Source organism: Microbacterium sp. KNMS (genome assembly GCF_053851835.1).
The window spans coordinates 86,187-101,033 of sequence record NZ_JBSQBP010000003.1 but is presented as its reverse complement, the minus strand read 5'-3'; the positions used below and the strand labels follow the sequence as shown (position 1 = coordinate 101,033).

Genomic DNA, 14,847 nt, shown 5'->3' with positions numbered 1-14,847 from the left:
CGGCGGGTCGGATCAGTGGGTCGTGGGGCTCGGCAGGCCGTCAGTCACGGCGGGCGGCAGCTGCGGCTGCTCCTCCTGAGCCCTCTCGTCGCTCTTCTCCGTCTGGCTCGAGGGTGCCTCATCCCCCGACTCCTCGGCGGAGCCCGACTGCGTGTCGGCGAGGAACGCGTTGCCGACCGCTCCGCGGCCCGCCGCATCGACGGCCGAGGCGGAGCCCGCCGCGGCGCCGCCGCCGATCACGGCTCCGTCGCTGAGACGCAGGTAGCTGGGAGCTGCGTCGATGACCATGCCGAGCGACGCGGCCTGCTCGGCCAGGTGCTGCGGCGAGCTGAGGCCCGCGACCTCGTCGTAGAGCGCCTGCGTCTCGAGCGTCAGCTCGCGCTGCTGCGCGTCGAGCGCCGCGATCTCGAAGGTGCTCTGCGTCGTCATGACCGACAGCGCCATCTGCGCGACCGCGATGAGCACGGCGCCGACCACCGCGACGACGGCGTAGGCCAGCTTCGGACGTCTGCGGCGGGCAGGGGCCTCGACCGGGCGCAGGTCGGGGCGGCGCTTCTCGACAGGCCGCCGGGCGGGCGGCGCGAGCACGGAGCTCTGGGTGGCAAGGCTCATGGCACATCCCTCACTCGTTCGATGGCGCGCAGGCGCACCGGCTTGGCACGGGGGTTCGACTCCGCCTCGGCGTCGCTCGCGAGCTCGGCGCCGCGGACGAGGAGGCGGAACTCGGCGGCGTGCTCGGGCATCTCCATCGGGAGGCCGGCCGGCGCCTTCGACTTGACGGCCTCCGCGAACAGCCGCTTGACGAAGCGGTCCTCGAGCGACTGGTACGAGAGCACGACCATCCGTCCGCCCACCGCGAGCGACGCGAGCGCGGCCGGAATCGCCCGCTCGAGCGCGGCGAGCTCGCCGTTGACCTCGATCCGCAGCGCCTGGAAGACGCGCTTCGCGGGGTGCCCGGCGTTCTTGAGCGCCGACGGCGTCGCGTCCTGGAGGATGTCGACCAGCCGTCCCGAGCGCTCGATGGGGGCCTCTGCCCGCGCGGCGATGATCGCGCGGGCGTAGCGCCCGGCGAGCTTCTCCTCGCCGTACCGCTCGAAGATGCGGCGCAGGTCGCCCTCGCCGTACGTCGCGATGACATCGGCTGCCGTCATGCCGCCCGTGGGATCCATCCGCATGTCGAGCGGAGCGTCCTGCGCGTAGGCGAAGCCGCGCTCGGCCTCGTCGAGCTGGAGCGACGAGACGCCGAGGTCGTAGAGGATGCCGTCGGCGCGGGGGAAGCCGGCGGAGTCGAGCGCCGCCCGGATGCCGTCGTACACCGTGTGGACGAGCGTCGTCCGGTCGGCGAAGCGCGCGAGCCGCTCCCCCGCGATGCGCAGCGCATCAGGGTCGCGGTCGAGGCCGACGAGGCGGATCCCCGGGAAGCGCTCGAGGAACGCCTCCGAGTGGCCGCCCATGCCGAGCGTGCCGTCGACGTACACGGCGCCGTCGCGCTCGAGCGCGGGGCCGAGCAGCTCGACGCAGCGCTCCAGCAGCACCGGGGTGTGGATGTCGCGGATGCCCATGTCGTCTCCCTCATCCGTCCCCGGCTCTGATTCCCAACCGCTCGACCTGCCGCCGGGGAAGTGGCTTCAGGGCTGCGGGTGGGGATCACAACCGGGGTCAGAACAGTCCGGGGATCACCTCCTCCTCCAGTTCGGAGTAGCTCTCTTCATTGCTCTCGAGGTACGCGTTCCATGCGCCCGCGTCCCAGATCTCGGCGTGCGACCCGACACCCGTGACGACGAGCTCCTTCTCCAGGCCCGCGTAGGTGCGCAGGTGGGACGGGATGGTGATCCGGTTCTGACCGTCGGGGGTCTCGGCACTCGCACCGGACAGGAACATGCGCATGAAATCGCGCGCCTGCTTGTTCGTGAGCGGAGCCTCGCGGATCCGCTCGTGCACCCGCTCGAACTCCGCCGTGCTGAACACGTACAGGCAGCGCTCCTGTCCGCGCGTCACGACGATCCCGCCGGCGAGCTCCTCGCGGAACTTCGCGGGGAGGATGACGCGGCCCTTGTCGTCGAGCTTGGGGGTATGCGTGCCCAACAGCATCGGCCATCACACCCCCCTTCGTTCCGGCCAACTCAGGTGCGCCCCACTTTACTCCACTTCCCTCCACTGTCCAGGGAGATCTGCGCATTCTCAGGAATGCGGCGCGTCGGAGTGCCGCGTGATCTCAAGGGAGAACGCGGTGGAGGAGAGTGGAGGCCAAGTGGAGGGCCGGTGGAGCGGATGGCGATCGCCGGGCACAGAAAAAGCGCCGACCCGAAGGTCGGCGCTTCTCGTGTGGAGGACGGTGGGGCTCAGCGGCCCTGCTGGCGGCGGTCCCATCGATCGTTCATGCGGTCCATGAAGGAGGCACCCTGCATCGGCTTGCCGGGCACGGTGCCCGTGCGCGGGAGACCCTGCGCGTCGTCGCCCTTGGCCGGCGTCGTGGCGAGCACGACCCCGCCGACCATCGCGGCGAAGCCCGCGACCCCGAGTCCTATGCCGAGAGCCAGGATGCTGTTCCACAGGGCGATGCCCGCGATCACGGCGGCGAGGCCGACGAGCACGAGGATGGCCCCGTAGATGAGATTGCGATAGCTGAGCGCACGGCTCGCCGAAGCGCTCACGACGTCGGCGTCGTTCTGCATGAGATGGCGTTCCATCTCGTCCAGCAGGCGCTGCTCCTGTTCGGAGAGTGGCATGGTGTCCCCCTCGGGTGAAACTGACGATCATTCTATCGCCGCGTGTCCTCACTAGGCTAGGCCTGTGGCGCCTCCTCTCCCCCTGATCGAGACGATCTCCCAGCGACTGGAGAGCTTCTCGACAGTGCAGCACCAGGCCGCTCGCGAGCACGGCCCCGAGGCCGAGGGATTCGTCGCCAGCGCGACGGCCGCGCTCGTCGGCGGGAAGCGCCTCCGCGGGCGGTTCTGCGCGACGGGATGGCGCGCGGTGCGCGGGGCGGACGCAGCCCTCCCGAGCAGCGTCGTCGACGCGTGCGCGGCGCTCGAGGTGTTCCAGGCCGCCGCGCTCGTGCACGACGACCTCATCGACAACTCCGACACGCGCCGAGGGCGGCCCTCCGCCCACCGCGCCCTCGAGGCGTGGCACCGCGACGCCGGCTGGGCCGGCGATGCGGCCGCGTTCGGGCGGTCCGGCTCGGTCCTGCTGGGAGACCTGCTCCTGTCATGGAGCGCCGACCTCTTCGACGCCGCGCTGGAGGGGCTCGACACGACCCCAGGCCGCGCGCGGTCCGAGTACGCGCGGATGCGCCGCGAGGTGATGATCGGGCAGTTCCTCGATGTCGCCGAGGAGTCGGCCTGGCCGCGCACACCCGACGCGCAGCACGCCGATCGCGCCCTCCGCATCGCGTCGCTGAAGTCGGCCCGATACAGCGTGCAGCAGCCCCTCGTCATCGGAGCGGCCCTCGCGGGCGGCTCGGACGCGCAGCTCGCGGCGCTCGCGGCCTTCGGCCATCCGCTCGGGCTCGCGTTCCAGCTGCGCGATGACGTGCTCGGCGTGTTCGGCGACGCGGACGAGACCGGCAAGCCCGCCGGCGACGACCTCCGCGAGGGGAAGCGCACCCTGCTCATCGCGTACGCGCGCGAGCGCGCGACCGCGGACATCCGCGCGCGGATCGACGCGCTCGTCGGCGACCCCGATCTCGGCGACGCCGAGATCGCCTTCCTGCGCGAGCAGATCGTCGACAGCGGAGCCCTCGAGCGCGTCGAGGAGCGCATCGCCGCGTACGCCGACGAGGCCGTCGCCGCCCTGGCATCCGCGCCCATCGACGCCGATGCGGTCGTCGAGCTGCGTCAGCTGCTCGACGCGGCCACCCAGCGCACCGCGTGAGTCACGCGAGCGTCTGAGCGACGCGGCGCACCTCGCTCTTGCGTCCCGCGAGCAGCGCCGTGATCGGCGCGACGCCGATCGTGTCATCCGTCGTGAGCAGCCAGTCGATCGCCTCGTCGTCGCTGAAGCCGGCGTCCGCGAGGACGATCACGGTGCCCCGGAGCGAGGACAGCGGATGACCGTCCACGATGAAGACGGAGGGCACCTTGAGCGGCCCCTCGCGCCGCGAGCCGATGAGCGCGCGCTCATCGAGCAGCCGGCGGATGCGCCCCTGCGGCTCGCCGAGGATCTCGACGAGCTCGGGAATGGTCAGCCAGTCGGTGGGAACGGTCGAGGAGGTCTCCGCAGTCACGTCATCAGTTTCTCATCTCCTCGACGGGCGACGCCGCTCGGGCGGCACCGCGGCACAAATCACATCAGTCACATCCGTCCCGTTGACACCCCGGGCACCAGGGATCACTTCCGGTGACACCAATTGACTTCGTAACACTTCCGTGACAACGTTTCTCGAGTCCGATCGTTGGGGGTTCAACGTGCATCGACCGACTCCGCGCCGCAGGCGCGACCTGTTCACCACCGTTCCCATGGCTGTCACCGGCGCCATCGCCGTGACCCTGGGAGCTCCTGCCGCTGCCGTCGCCGCGGAGCCGAAGCCGCGGGACGGCATGCGCCATCTGCCGTCGGCGTTCGGTCACGTGCAGGGCAGCCTCGCGGTCGCCGCCGGCACGGCCCCGAAGCAGCCGATGGCCGCCGCCGCGCAGATCACGGTGCGCGCTGCCGCCGCTGTCGCGACGAGCTACACGGTCGAGTCGGGAGACACGATCACCGGGATCGCCATCCGCCACGGCCTGCGCACCGTCGACCTGCTGACGTGGAACGGCCTCAGCTGGTCGAGCACGATCTACCCGGGACAGAAGCTCACGCTGGCCGCGCGCGCCGCGGCGCCTGCGCAGACCGAGGCGAAGCCCTCGATCGAGGCGTCCGCCACGACGAAGAGCCACACGGTCGCGGCGGGCGATACGGTCTGGTCGATCGCGCAGAAGCACGGCACGTCGGTCGACCGCATCATCTCGCTCAACAAGCTCGGCGCGGACGCGATGATCTTCCCTGGGCAGAAGCTCCTCGTCGCGAGCAACGCCGTCGCGCCCCAGGCCGAGGCGAAGCAGCAGGAGTCGGCGCCCGAGGCACCCCAGGCGCCCGCCGTCCCCGAATCCCCTGCCGACGAGACCTACATCGTCCAGGCCGGCGACACCCTCTGGAGCATCGCGCAGGAGCACGGTGTGAGCGTGAGCGAGCTCCTCGCGGAGAACGGTCTCAACGGGTCGAGCATCATCTACCCCGGGCAGAAGATCGTCATCCCGCGTGCCGACGCGAAGCCGGCGCCGCAGGGCGAGGAGAAGAAGGAGGAGTCCGCTCCCCCGTCGATCTACGACTCGCCGCAGGATCAGCTCACCTCGTCGCTCAACGCGCCGCAGACCGAGAACGCGCAGATGATCATCCGCATCGGACGCGAGCTCGGCATCCCGGACAAGGGCATCGCGATCGCGCTGGCGACCGCGATGGTCGAGTCCTCGCTGCGCAACGTCAGCTGGGGCGACCGCGACTCGCTGGGCCTGTTCCAGCAGCGCCCGAGCACGGGCTGGGGCACCGAGGAGCAGATCCTCGACCGCGACTACTCCATCCGGGTCTTCTACGGCGGCGCGGGCGACCCGAACGGGCACACGACGCGCGGCCTGCGCGACATCCCCGGCTGGGAGAGCATGGAGTTCGGCGAGGCGGCCCAGACCGTCCAGATCTCGGCGTTCCCCGACCGGTACCGCCGCTGGGAGCAGCAGGCCTACAGCTGGCTGGCCCAGCTCGGCTGATCCGCGCGGAGGCGCGCGGGATCGTCATCGACCTGTGACCGGCGCCGGGCGCGCCGGTCACAGGCGTCTCAGGGGCCCTTTCGTAGAATTCAACGGTGTCCATGAGTCAGCAGGTCGATCCCCTCATCGGGCGGCTTGTCGACGACAGATACCGGGTCCGCGCCCGCATCGCGCGCGGTGGGATGGCCACCGTCTACGTGGCCACGGACCTCCGCCTGGAGCGCCGTGTCGCGCTCAAGGTGATGCACAGCCATCTGAGCGACGACAGCGTCTTCCAGAGCCGCTTCATCCAGGAGGCGCGCACCGCGGCCCGCCTGTCCGACCCGCATGTGGTCAACGTCTTCGACCAGGGCCAGGACGGCGAGCTCGCGTACCTCGTGATGGAGTACCTGCCGGGGATCACGCTGCGCGAGCTGCTCAAGGAGCAGCGCCGGCTCACGGTGACGCAGACGATCACGATCATGGACGCCGTGCTCGCCGGGCTGTCCGCCGCGCATCGCGCGGGGCTCATCCACCGCGACGTCAAGCCCGAGAACGTGCTCCTCGCGGAGGACGGCCGCATCAAGATCGGCGACTTCGGCCTGGCGCGCGCGACGTCCGCGAACACCGCGACCGGCCAGCAGCTTCTGGGCACGATCGCCTATCTCGCTCCCGAGCTCGTGACGCGCGGGACCGCCGACACCCGCAGCGACATCTACGCCCTCGGCATCATGCTGTACGAGATGCTCGCGGGCGAGCAGCCGTACAAGGGCGAGCAGCCCATGCAGATCGCGTACCAGCACGCGACGGAGTCGGTGCCGCGACCGAGCGTGAAGAACCCCGGCGTGCCCGAGCAGCTCGACGAGCTCGTGCTGTGGGCGACCGAGAAGGAGCCGGACGAGCGTCCGTCCGACGCGCAGCAGATGCTCGAACGGCTGCGCGAGATCGAGCGCGAGCTCGGCGTCACTCCCCTGCCGACGCGCACGGCCGCGGCCAGCAGGTTCCCCGAGGAGCTTCCTGACGAGGGCGAGCAGACGGGCGGCCAGACGAAGGTCATGCCCGAGGCGGCGACCTCGGTGCTCCCGCCGTCGCTGACGAGCGCGGGCCCGCAGGAGGACGCCGACAACGCCGCGGTCCTCCGCCGACGGGCGAAGCGCCGACGCGCGCGCGGCGTGTGGCTGATCGTGCTGACGCTCCTGCTCGCGGGAGGCGCGGCGGGCGCCGGATGGTGGTGGGGCTCGGGTCCGGGATCGTACGTCGCCGTTCCGGATCTCGACGGGCTCACCTACGCCGAGGCGGAGCGCACGCTCGCGGGGCTCGAGCTCGACGCGCAGGAGCGCACGGAGAACACGCTCGACGTGCCCGCCGGCGAGGTCATCCGCACCGACCCCTCGGAGGGCGCGCGCGTCGACAGGGACGCGGTCGTCACGGTGGTGACGTCGGCAGGTCCCGCCAGCGCCGAGCTCGGCCAGCTCGCGGGTCTCAGCGCCGACGAGGTGCGCGGACTGCTCGAGGACAGTCGGATCTCGGTAGCCGAGGACGACGTGCCGCTCTTCGCCGAGGAGGCGGAGGGGACGGTCCTCGGGGTGAGCGTCACTCCGGCGGCCGGGGGCGACCCGGTCGACTGCGCCGCCGGCTGCTCGGTGCACCAGGGCGACGCGGCGCAGCTGACCGTCTCCCTCGGAGAGCTGCCCAACGTCGTCGGGATGAGCTCCGAGGAGGCCGCGGCGACCCTCGACGCCGTCGGCGTGAAGACCGAGGTCGTGTCGCAGGAGTACCACGACACGGTGCCCGAAGGGCACGTGATCTACTTCCTCGAGCGGTCCGAGCCGGGCAGCTGGCGCCCCGGCGACACGGTGCGTCTCGTCACCTCGCTCGGCCCGCAGCTGTTCGAGGTTCCGGACGTCGTCGGCATGACGCGCGACGAGGCGAAAGCCGAGCTCGAGGCCGCCGGCTTCGCCTACTCGTACAACGGACTGTGGGATGCCGTGGTCGACGAGTTCACCGAGGTCGTGTCGATGAGCCCCGAGGGCGGCTCGCAGCAGCGTGCCGGCACGACGATCACGCTGACGATCACCGGCTCGTTCTAGCCGCGCGCGTTCGTTCCGCGGCGCCATCCGCCGTCACCGGAATCGGATGCCCGGGTCCGGTGTGCGCGTGTCGACCCCTCTGGCGCACACCCGCCCCACCGATCCGATTCCCGGAACCGGTGCGGCACCATCCGCCGTCACTCGAATCGGATGCCCGGGTCCGGTGTGCGCGTGTCGACCTCACCCGCACACACCCGCCCCACCGATCCGATTCCCGGAACCGATGCGGCGCCATCCGCCGTCACCCGAATCGGATGCACGAGGCCGGTGTGCGCGTGTCGACCCCACCCGCACACACCCGCCCCACCGATCCGATTCCCGGAACCGGTGCGGCACCATCCGCCGTCACTCGAATCGGGCGGGTGCCGCGCAGGTCAGCGCTTCTCGAGCTCCTCGGCCACGAGGAAGGCGAGCTCGAGCGACTGCATGTGGTTGAGGCGCGGGTCGCACAGGGACTCGTAGCGGGTCGCGAGGGTCGCCTCGTCGATCTGCTCGGATCCGCCGAGGCACTCGGTGACGTCGTCGCCCGTGAGCTCGACGTGGATGCCGCCCGGGAACGTTCCCGCCGCGCGGTGCGCCTCGAAGAAGCCGCGGACCTCGTCGACGACGTCGTCGAAGCGACGCGTCTTGTAGCCGGTCGGGGTCGTGATGCCGTTGCCGTGCATCGGGTCGGTGACCCAGAGCGGCTGCGCGCCGGAGGCCTTGACGGCCTCGAGCAGCGGGGGCAGCGCGTCGCGGATCTTGCCGGCGCCCATCCGGGTGATGAAGGTGAGGCGACCGGGCTCCCGCTCGGGGTCGAGCTTGTCGATGAGCGCGAGCGCGGTGTCGGTCGACGTCGTCGGACCGAGCTTGACGCCGATGGGGTTGCGGATGTGCGAGAAGTACTCGACGTGCGCGCCGTCGAGCTCGCGCGTGCGCTCGCCGATCCACTGGAAGTGGCTCGACGTGTTGTAGATCTCCCCCGTGCGCGAGTCGATGCGCGTGAGCGGGCGCTCGTAGTCCATGAGCAGGCCCTCGTGCCCCGTGTAGAACTCGACGCGGCGCAGCTCGTCGAAGTCCGCGCCGCACGCGTCCATGAAGCGGATGGCGCGGTCGATCTCGGCGGCGAGGCGCTCGTATCGCTTGTTGGCGGGGTTCTCCGCGAAGCCCTTGTTCCACGAGTGCACCTCGCGGAGGTCGGCGAAGCCGCCCTGCGTGAACGCGCGGATGAGGTTCAGCGTCGAAGCCGACGTGTGGTACGCCTGCAGGAGGCGCTGCGGGTCCGCCTCACGCGACGCCGCGGTGAAGTCGTAGCCGTTGACGATCTCGCCGCGGAACGCGGGGAGGGTGATGTCGCCGCGCGTCTCGGTGTCGCTCGAGCGGGGCTTGGCGAACTGGCCGGCCATCCGCCCCATCTTGACGACGGGCATCGAGGCGCCGTACGTGAGGACGACGGCCATCTGCAGCACGGTCTTGACGCGGTTGCGGATCTTGTCGGCCGTGGCGCCCGAGAACGTCTCGGCGCAGTCGCCGCCCTGGAGGAGGAACGCCCGGCCCGCGGCCGCGTCAGCCAGACGCGCCTTGAGAGTGTCGACCTCGCCGGCGAAGACGAGCGGCGGGAGGGTGCTGAGCTCGGCGGCGACCTCGGCGACCGCCGCCGCGTCGGGATACACCGGCTGCTGCTTGATCGGCAGGGACTTCCAGGCGTCGAGTGCATCCAGCGTTCGGGGCATTGTCCGATGTTATCGCGGGACGGCGGCCCCTCCGTTCACGGCCGGTGGCCGGCGGATGTCAGCTGGCGGCGAGGCGGTTCTTGACCGTCGACGCGTACTCGTCGCTGTACTCCTGGCCGCCGAGCCGCTGAAGCGCGACCATGATCTCGTCGGTCACGGAGCGCAGCACGTAGCGGTCGCCCTCCATGCCCGCGTAGCGCGAGAAGTCGAGCGGCTCGCCGATCACGACGCCCACGCGCATCACGCGCGGCAGGGTCTGGCCGATCGGCATCATCGTGCCGGTGTCGACCATGATGACGGGGATGACCGGCACCTTCGCCTCGAGCGCCATCCGCGCGATGCCCGTGCGACCCCGGTAGAGCTTGCCGTCGGGGCTGCGCGTGCCCTCGGGGTAGATGCCCAGCAGGTCGCCTCGCCCGATGACCTGGAGCGCGGTGTTGAGCGCCGCTTCCGAGGCGGGCCCGCCCGAGCGGTCGAGGGCGATCTGCCCTGTGCCCTTCATGAACCACTTCGTGGCCCAGCCCTTGAGACCGCGCCCCGTGAAGTACTCCGCCTTCGCGAGGAAGGACACGGGACGGTCGAGCATGAGCGGAAGGAAGACCGAGTCGATGACCGACAGGTGGTTGCTCGCGAGGATGGCCGCGCCCGTCACCGGAACGTTCTCGCGTCCGGTGACCCACGGGCGGTAGATGGCCTTCACGATCGGACCGACGAAGACGTACTTCATGAGCCAGTAGAACAAGGTCAGCTCCCACTGTCGGAATCGGTCGCCTGGAAGTCTAGCCTTGTAGGAACCGTGCACGCGCGAGGGCCGGGCGCATGCCCCGGCATATACTCGCAGCATCCGCAGCCGGTACCGAAGGAGATGCCGTGATCGAGACATCGACGCCCGCAATCGTCCCCGCCGATCCGTCGGCGAACGTCGCCGACCTCCTCGTCGAGCGGGTGTCGGAGACTCCCGATCGGGCGCTGTTCGCGGTCCCTGACGGCTCAGGCGGATGGCGCGACGTCTCGGCCCGCACGTTCCACGAGCAGGTGGTCGCCCTCGCGAAGGGCTTCGTCGCCGCGGGCGTGCAGCCCGGCGACAAGGTCGCCTTCCTCGCGCGCACGACCTACGAGTGGTCGGTCGTCGACTTCGCTCTCTTCTTCGCGGGCGCCGTCATGGTGCCGGTCTACGAGACGAGCTCGCCCGCCCAGATCCAGTGGATCCTCTCCGACTCGGGTGCGACCGCCCTCATGGTCGAGAGCGCCGACCACGCAGCGCGCTTCGAGGAGGTCCGCGGCGAGCTCCCGCTCGTGCGCGAGCTGTGGCGGATGGATCAGGACGCCATCGCGACGCTCACGGCGGCGGGCGCGTCGGTCGAGGATGCCGAGATCGAGCGGCGACGTCAGCTCGCGAACGGCGACGACATCGCCACCCTCATCTACACGTCCGGGTCGACCGGGCGCCCCAAGGGATGCGTGATCACGCACGCGAACTTCGTCGAGCTCTGCCGCAACTCGGCGAAGGCGATGACCGAGATCGTGCACCAGCCCGGCGCCTCGACGGTGCTCTTCATCACGACCGCGCACGTGTTCGCCCGGTTCATCTCGCTGCTGTGCGTCCACTCGGGCGTCAAGACCGGCCACCAGCCCGACACGAAGCAGCTCGTCGCGGCGCTCGGCTCCTTCAAGCCGACGTTCCTCCTCGCGGTGCCCCGCGTCTTCGAGAAGGTCTACAACTCGGCCGAGCAGAAGACCGAGTCCGAGGGCAAGGGCCGGATCTTCCGCGCCGCGGCGAAGGTGGCCGTCGAGCACTCCCGTCGCGTGCAGGACGGCGAGAAGATCGGACTCGGGCTGCGCGTGCAGTTCGCGCTCTTCGACCGTCTCGTCTACGCGAAGCTCCGCGCGCTCATGGGCGGGAACGTCCGCTACGCGATCTCCGGCTCGGCGCCCCTCGGCGCCCGACTCGGGCACTTCTTCCACAGCCTCGGCATCACGATCCTCGAGGGGTACGGCCTCACCGAGACGACCGCTCCGGCGACTGTGAACCTCCCGTCCAAGTCGAAGATCGGCTCGGTCGGCCCTGCGCTCCCCGGCGTCGGCGTGCGCATCGCGGACGACGGCGAGGTGCAGGTGCGCGGGATCAACGTCTTCCGCGAGTACTGGCGGAACCCCGAGGCGACCGAGGCCGCCTTCGACGGCGAGTGGTTCCGGACCGGCGACATCGGCGCGCTCGACGACGACGGCTACCTCACGATCACGGGGCGCAAGAAGGAGATCATCGTGACCGCGGGCGGCAAGAACGTCGCCCCGGCCGCGCTCGAGGACCCGATCCGCGCGAACCCGATCGTCAGCCAGGTCGTCGTGGTGGGCGACCAGAAGCCGTTCATCGCGGCGCTCGTCACGCTCGACCCCGAGATGCTGCCGGCCTGGCTCGCGACGCACGGCGAGTCGTCCGACCTCACGCTCGAGCAGGCGGCGCAGAATGCGACGGTGCGCGCCGAGATCCAGCGGGCGATCGACGAGGCGAACACGCGCGTCTCTCGCGCCGAGTCCATCCGCAAGTTCACCGTGCTCGGCACGGAGTGGACGGAGGCGACCGGCCACCTGACGCCCAAGATGTCGATCAAGCGCGCGGAGATCCTGCGCGACTTCGCGAAGGACATCGAGGCGATCTACGAGACGCCCATCCAGACGACGAACATCCCGATGGGGTGAGCAGGCATGAGTGAGGGGGACGGCCGGCGGCCGTCCCCCTCACTCATGCCCCGCCTAGGTGAGCCAGATCTTCTCCCGCACCTCGCGCATGGCGGCCTTGCGGTCGTCCGCCGAGAGGCGCTTGAGGTAGAGCATGCCATCGAGGTGATCGGTTTCGTGCTGCAGCATCTGCGCGAAGAGGCCCTCCCCCTCGAGCACGACCCGCGCGCCGTCGAGGTCGATGCCCTCCGCCCGTGCGTACGGGTGGCGCAGGGCGTCGTGCCAGAGGCCCGGCACCGACAGGCATCCCTCTCCGGTCGGGACGGGCTCGCCCCGCACCTCGACGATGCGCGGGTTGAGGATGTACCCGATGTCTCCGTCGATGTTGTAGCTGAACGCACGGAGTCCGACGCCGATCTGCGGCGCCGCGACACCGGCCCTGCCCGGGAGCTTCACCGTCTCGATGAGGTCGTCGACGAGCGCGCGGATGCCGTCGTCGATGTGCTCGATCTCGGCGCACCGCTGAGCGAGCACGGGGTCGCCGATGATCCGGATGTCGCGGACGGTCACTTCTCCTCCTGCGCCGGCTGCCGCAGTCCCTCGACGACGCGCGCGGCGAGCTCGCGCGCGGCGTCGCGCGTGGCAGGGGCGAGCTCGCCGTACGCGATGGCGCTGCCCGTCGCGAGCTGCGGGTCGTACGGGATGCGGACGACGGCGCGCACACGGCTGCGGAAATGCGCGTCGAGCTCGTCGAGGCGCACGAGCGGAGCACCCGGAGTCGACTGGTTCAGCACGACGACCGCAGAGCGCACCTGATCGGCGAAGCCGTTCGACTCGAGCCACGTGAGCGTCTCGCTCGCGAGGCGCGCCTCGTCGACGCTGAGCCCCGCGACCACGACGATCTGGTCGGCGAGGTCGAGCGTCGCGCCCATGACGGAGTGCACGATGCCCGTGCCCGTGTCGGTGAGCACGATCGAGTAGTAGTGCGCGGCGACGTCGGCGACGTCGCGGTAGTCCTGATCGCTGAACGCCTCCGACACGTGCGGATCGGTGTCCGACGCGAGCACGTCGAGGCGGGTCTCGTCGCGGACGACGTGACTCGACATGTCGGCGTAGCCGTGCACGGCGTCGCGGTTGCGGACGAGGTCGCGGACGGTCTTCCCGGTCGTCCGCGCAATGCGCTCGGCGAGCGTGCCGCGGTCGGGGTTCGCGTCGACGGCGATCACGCGGTCGTCACGGGCATCGGCGAGTGCCATGCCGAGGAGTGCCGTGACGGTCGTCTTGCCGACGCCGCCCTTCCGGCTGAGCACGGGGACGAAGCGCGCCGCGCCGCTCAGCGGAGCGGCGATGCGCCGCGAGAGCTCCTTGCGCTCGCGCGTCCGCCTGCTGTCGCCGAGGTTGATGAGGTGTCCCGACAGGCGGTAGACGAGCTGCCGCCACGGCCCCTCGGGCTCGGGGCGGTGGATGGCGCCCGTATCGAGGAGCCGGTCGGCCGTGAGCACATCCGCGCTCTCCCGTGCGGCGTTCTCGCTCACCTCTCCCGCCCGACGAGAGAAAGTCTCACGCGGCTTGCGGACGGGCTCGGGCGACGACTCGGGCGCGGCCTTCGCCTGCTCGATGAACGACGGACGCGTGATCGGCGGCGCGGGCTTCGCGTTCTCGGTGGATTCGGACATGTCCTCTTCTCTCGCATCGGAGACGGCGCCATCGGGCGCGGTCTCTCCGACGTGCTCGGCCGGCTCTTCCTCGTCTCGGGCGGAAGCGGCCGCGGGGCGCAGGAACGAGTCGTAGCCCGGCGGGAGCGTCTCCTCTCGCGCGAGGGGACGGCGCTCGCGCGGCTCGGTGTCCGGGGCGCTCTGCGCGTCGGCCGACGCCGCGGCGATGTCGGCCTCTGCTTCGTCCGTCTCGTCCGCCTCGATGGCGATGTCGGACTCGACCTCGGTCGGCCCGTCGGCCTGGTCGTCGGGCTCGATGTCGTCCGCCGCGGCGGGCTGGTCGTCCGGCTCGACGTCTTCCTCGTCGAGGCCCGCTTCCTCCGCCGCGACTGCGGGAGCGGTGAGGTCGTCGTCCGGCGCGAGCTCCTCCACCTGGGCTTCAGGCACCTCGGCCTCGAGCGCCTCGACGTCGTCCGCCTCCGGCTCGAGCACCTCGACGTCGTCCGCTTCGGCACCGTCCGCATCGAGCTCCTCCGCGCCATCCGCGTCGAGCTCCTCCGCGCCATCCGCCTCGTCCGCGTGCGCGCCGTCCGGCTCCGCGCCATCCGCCTCGGCGTCGTCCTCGACGGTCTCTGCGGGCGTGGATTCACGGGCGGCGGCGACGGTCTCCTCGTCGAGTTCGCCCGTGATGACCTCGAGGTCGTCGTCGGGCTCGTCGGCCGGGAGCTCGATGACGATCCCGCCGCGGCGCACGTCGCCGCCCGGGATGTCGTCGTCGACGACGTCGTCATCCGGGTCTTCGACGGTCTGCGGCAGCACGACGCGCACCTGTGCCGTGTGCGTGCCGAGGATGCCGATCGCCGTCGTGTCGATGCCGGTGTCCTCGAGGACTCCGTGGTCCTCGGGCTCTTCCTCTGGCCGTCCGCTGCGATCCGAACTCACTGTCATGTCTCCCCAAGCGGGGCGCGACACACGTCGCGCCCCGCTCAAG

General features: G+C 70.8%; 13 protein-coding genes. 4 read left to right on the top strand and 9 right to left on the bottom strand.

Annotated features, from left to right (window positions below; all coding sequences use genetic code 11):
* Positions 1 to 12 precede the first annotated feature (12 nt).
* The 4 genes from ACWXWW_RS02945 to ACWXWW_RS02930 all read right to left on the bottom strand — a co-directional run bounded on the left by ACWXWW_RS02945 (position 13) and on the right by ACWXWW_RS02930 (position 2,729).
* Positions 13 to 612, bottom strand: a complete 600-nt coding sequence (locus tag ACWXWW_RS02945) for a hypothetical protein (RefSeq protein WP_455968644.1) — start codon at positions 610 to 612, stop codon at positions 13 to 15.
* A complete protein-coding gene (rsmH, locus tag ACWXWW_RS02940) occupies positions 609 to 1,562 on the bottom strand; it encodes a 16S rRNA (cytosine(1402)-N(4))-methyltransferase RsmH (RefSeq protein ID WP_324011770.1) in 954 nt (317 codons plus the stop codon). The genes ACWXWW_RS02945 and rsmH overlap by 4 nt, the downstream gene beginning before the upstream one ends.
* A gap of 97 nt (positions 1,563 to 1,659) precedes the next feature.
* A complete protein-coding gene (gene mraZ, locus ACWXWW_RS02935) occupies positions 1,660 to 2,091 on the bottom strand; it encodes a division/cell wall cluster transcriptional repressor MraZ (RefSeq protein ID WP_271173273.1) in 432 nt (143 codons plus the stop codon).
* Positions 2,092 to 2,342: 251 nt separating this feature from the next.
* On the bottom strand, positions 2,343 to 2,729 hold the full coding sequence (locus tag ACWXWW_RS02930; protein ID WP_271173274.1) for a DUF3040 domain-containing protein: 387 nt from the start codon (positions 2,727 to 2,729) through the stop codon (positions 2,343 to 2,345).
* A 64-nt stretch (positions 2,730 to 2,793) separates the two neighbouring features.
* On the opposite strand from ACWXWW_RS02930, the gene ACWXWW_RS02925 reads away from it, so the two are divergent.
* On the top strand, positions 2,794 to 3,876 hold the full coding sequence (locus ACWXWW_RS02925) for a polyprenyl synthetase family protein (RefSeq protein WP_455968642.1): 1,083 nt from the start codon (positions 2,794 to 2,796) through the stop codon (positions 3,874 to 3,876).
* Position 3,877: 1 nt separating this feature from the next.
* On the opposite strand, the gene ACWXWW_RS02920 is transcribed toward ACWXWW_RS02925, so the two are convergent.
* The gene (locus ACWXWW_RS02920) at positions 3,878 to 4,228 is read right to left on the bottom strand and encodes an Rv2175c family DNA-binding protein (protein WP_282979129.1); all 351 of its coding nucleotides are present in this window, start codon (positions 4,226 to 4,228) and stop codon (positions 3,878 to 3,880) included.
* A 232-nt stretch (positions 4,229 to 4,460) separates the two neighbouring features.
* Here ACWXWW_RS02920 and ACWXWW_RS02915 point away from each other — a divergent pair, with 232 nt between their 5' ends.
* Together ACWXWW_RS02915 and pknB are read left to right on the top strand one after the other, a co-directional pair.
* Positions 4,461 to 5,741 (top strand): LysM peptidoglycan-binding domain-containing protein, encoded by a 1,281-nt coding sequence (locus tag ACWXWW_RS02915; RefSeq protein WP_282979130.1) that lies wholly within the window; start codon positions 4,461 to 4,463, stop codon positions 5,739 to 5,741.
* A gap of 95 nt (positions 5,742 to 5,836) precedes the next feature.
* Entirely contained in the window at positions 5,837 to 7,810 is a 1,974-nt protein-coding gene (gene pknB, locus ACWXWW_RS02910; RefSeq protein WP_455968641.1) for a Stk1 family PASTA domain-containing Ser/Thr kinase, read from the top strand.
* A 374-nt stretch (positions 7,811 to 8,184) separates the two neighbouring features.
* Here pknB and ACWXWW_RS02905 read toward each other — a convergent pair whose 3' ends face one another.
* The gene (locus tag ACWXWW_RS02905; protein WP_455968639.1) at positions 8,185 to 9,522 is read right to left on the bottom strand and encodes a class II 3-deoxy-7-phosphoheptulonate synthase; all 1,338 of its coding nucleotides are present in this window, start codon (positions 9,520 to 9,522) and stop codon (positions 8,185 to 8,187) included.
* 58 nt (positions 9,523 to 9,580) lie between these two features.
* Positions 9,581 to 10,264: a lysophospholipid acyltransferase family protein gene (locus ACWXWW_RS02900; RefSeq protein ID WP_271173280.1), complete on the bottom strand. Its 684-nt coding sequence runs from the start codon at positions 10,262 to 10,264 to the stop codon at positions 9,581 to 9,583.
* A 77-nt stretch (positions 10,265 to 10,341) separates the two neighbouring features.
* Between ACWXWW_RS02900 and ACWXWW_RS02895 the strand changes: the two genes are divergently transcribed.
* The gene (locus tag ACWXWW_RS02895) at positions 10,342 to 12,222 is read left to right on the top strand and encodes an AMP-dependent synthetase/ligase (RefSeq protein ID WP_455968637.1); all 1,881 of its coding nucleotides are present in this window, start codon (positions 10,342 to 10,344) and stop codon (positions 12,220 to 12,222) included.
* A 54-nt stretch (positions 12,223 to 12,276) separates the two neighbouring features.
* Here ACWXWW_RS02895 and ACWXWW_RS02890 read toward each other — a convergent pair whose 3' ends face one another.
* Positions 12,277 to 12,771 carry a peptide deformylase gene (locus tag ACWXWW_RS02890; protein WP_271173282.1) on the bottom strand — a complete coding sequence of 165 codons (495 nt, stop codon included), beginning with the start codon at positions 12,769 to 12,771 and terminating at the stop codon, positions 12,277 to 12,279.
* Positions 12,768 to 14,798 (bottom strand): nucleotide-binding protein, encoded by a 2,031-nt coding sequence (locus ACWXWW_RS02885; RefSeq protein ID WP_455968635.1) that lies wholly within the window; start codon positions 14,796 to 14,798, stop codon positions 12,768 to 12,770. Before ACWXWW_RS02885 ends, ACWXWW_RS02890 begins: the two co-directional genes overlap by 4 nt.
* Positions 14,799 to 14,847 lie beyond the last annotated feature (49 nt).

Excerpts from the sequence above, each read along its gene's own strand:
- ACWXWW_RS02905 (WP_455968639.1), bottom strand. The coding sequence starts at position 9,522 with ATGCCCCGAACGCTGGATGCACTCGACGCCTGGAAGTCCCTGCCGATC.
- ACWXWW_RS02945 (WP_455968644.1), bottom strand. The coding sequence starts at position 612 with ATGAGCCTTGCCACCCAGAGCTCCGTGCTCGCGCCGCCCGCCCGGCGG.
- rsmH (WP_324011770.1), bottom strand. The coding sequence starts at position 1,562 with ATGGGCATCCGCGACATCCACACCCCGGTGCTGCTGGAGCGCTGCGTC.
- ACWXWW_RS02915 (WP_282979130.1), top strand. The coding sequence starts at position 4,461 with ATGGCTGTCACCGGCGCCATCGCCGTGACCCTGGGAGCTCCTGCCGCT.
- ACWXWW_RS02895 (WP_455968637.1), top strand. The coding sequence starts at position 10,342 with ATGCCCCGGCATATACTCGCAGCATCCGCAGCCGGTACCGAAGGAGAT.
- ACWXWW_RS02930 (WP_271173274.1), bottom strand. The coding sequence starts at position 2,729 with ATGCCACTCTCCGAACAGGAGCAGCGCCTGCTGGACGAGATGGAACGC.
- mraZ (WP_271173273.1), bottom strand. The coding sequence starts at position 2,091 with ATGCTGTTGGGCACGCATACCCCCAAGCTCGACGACAAGGGCCGCGTC.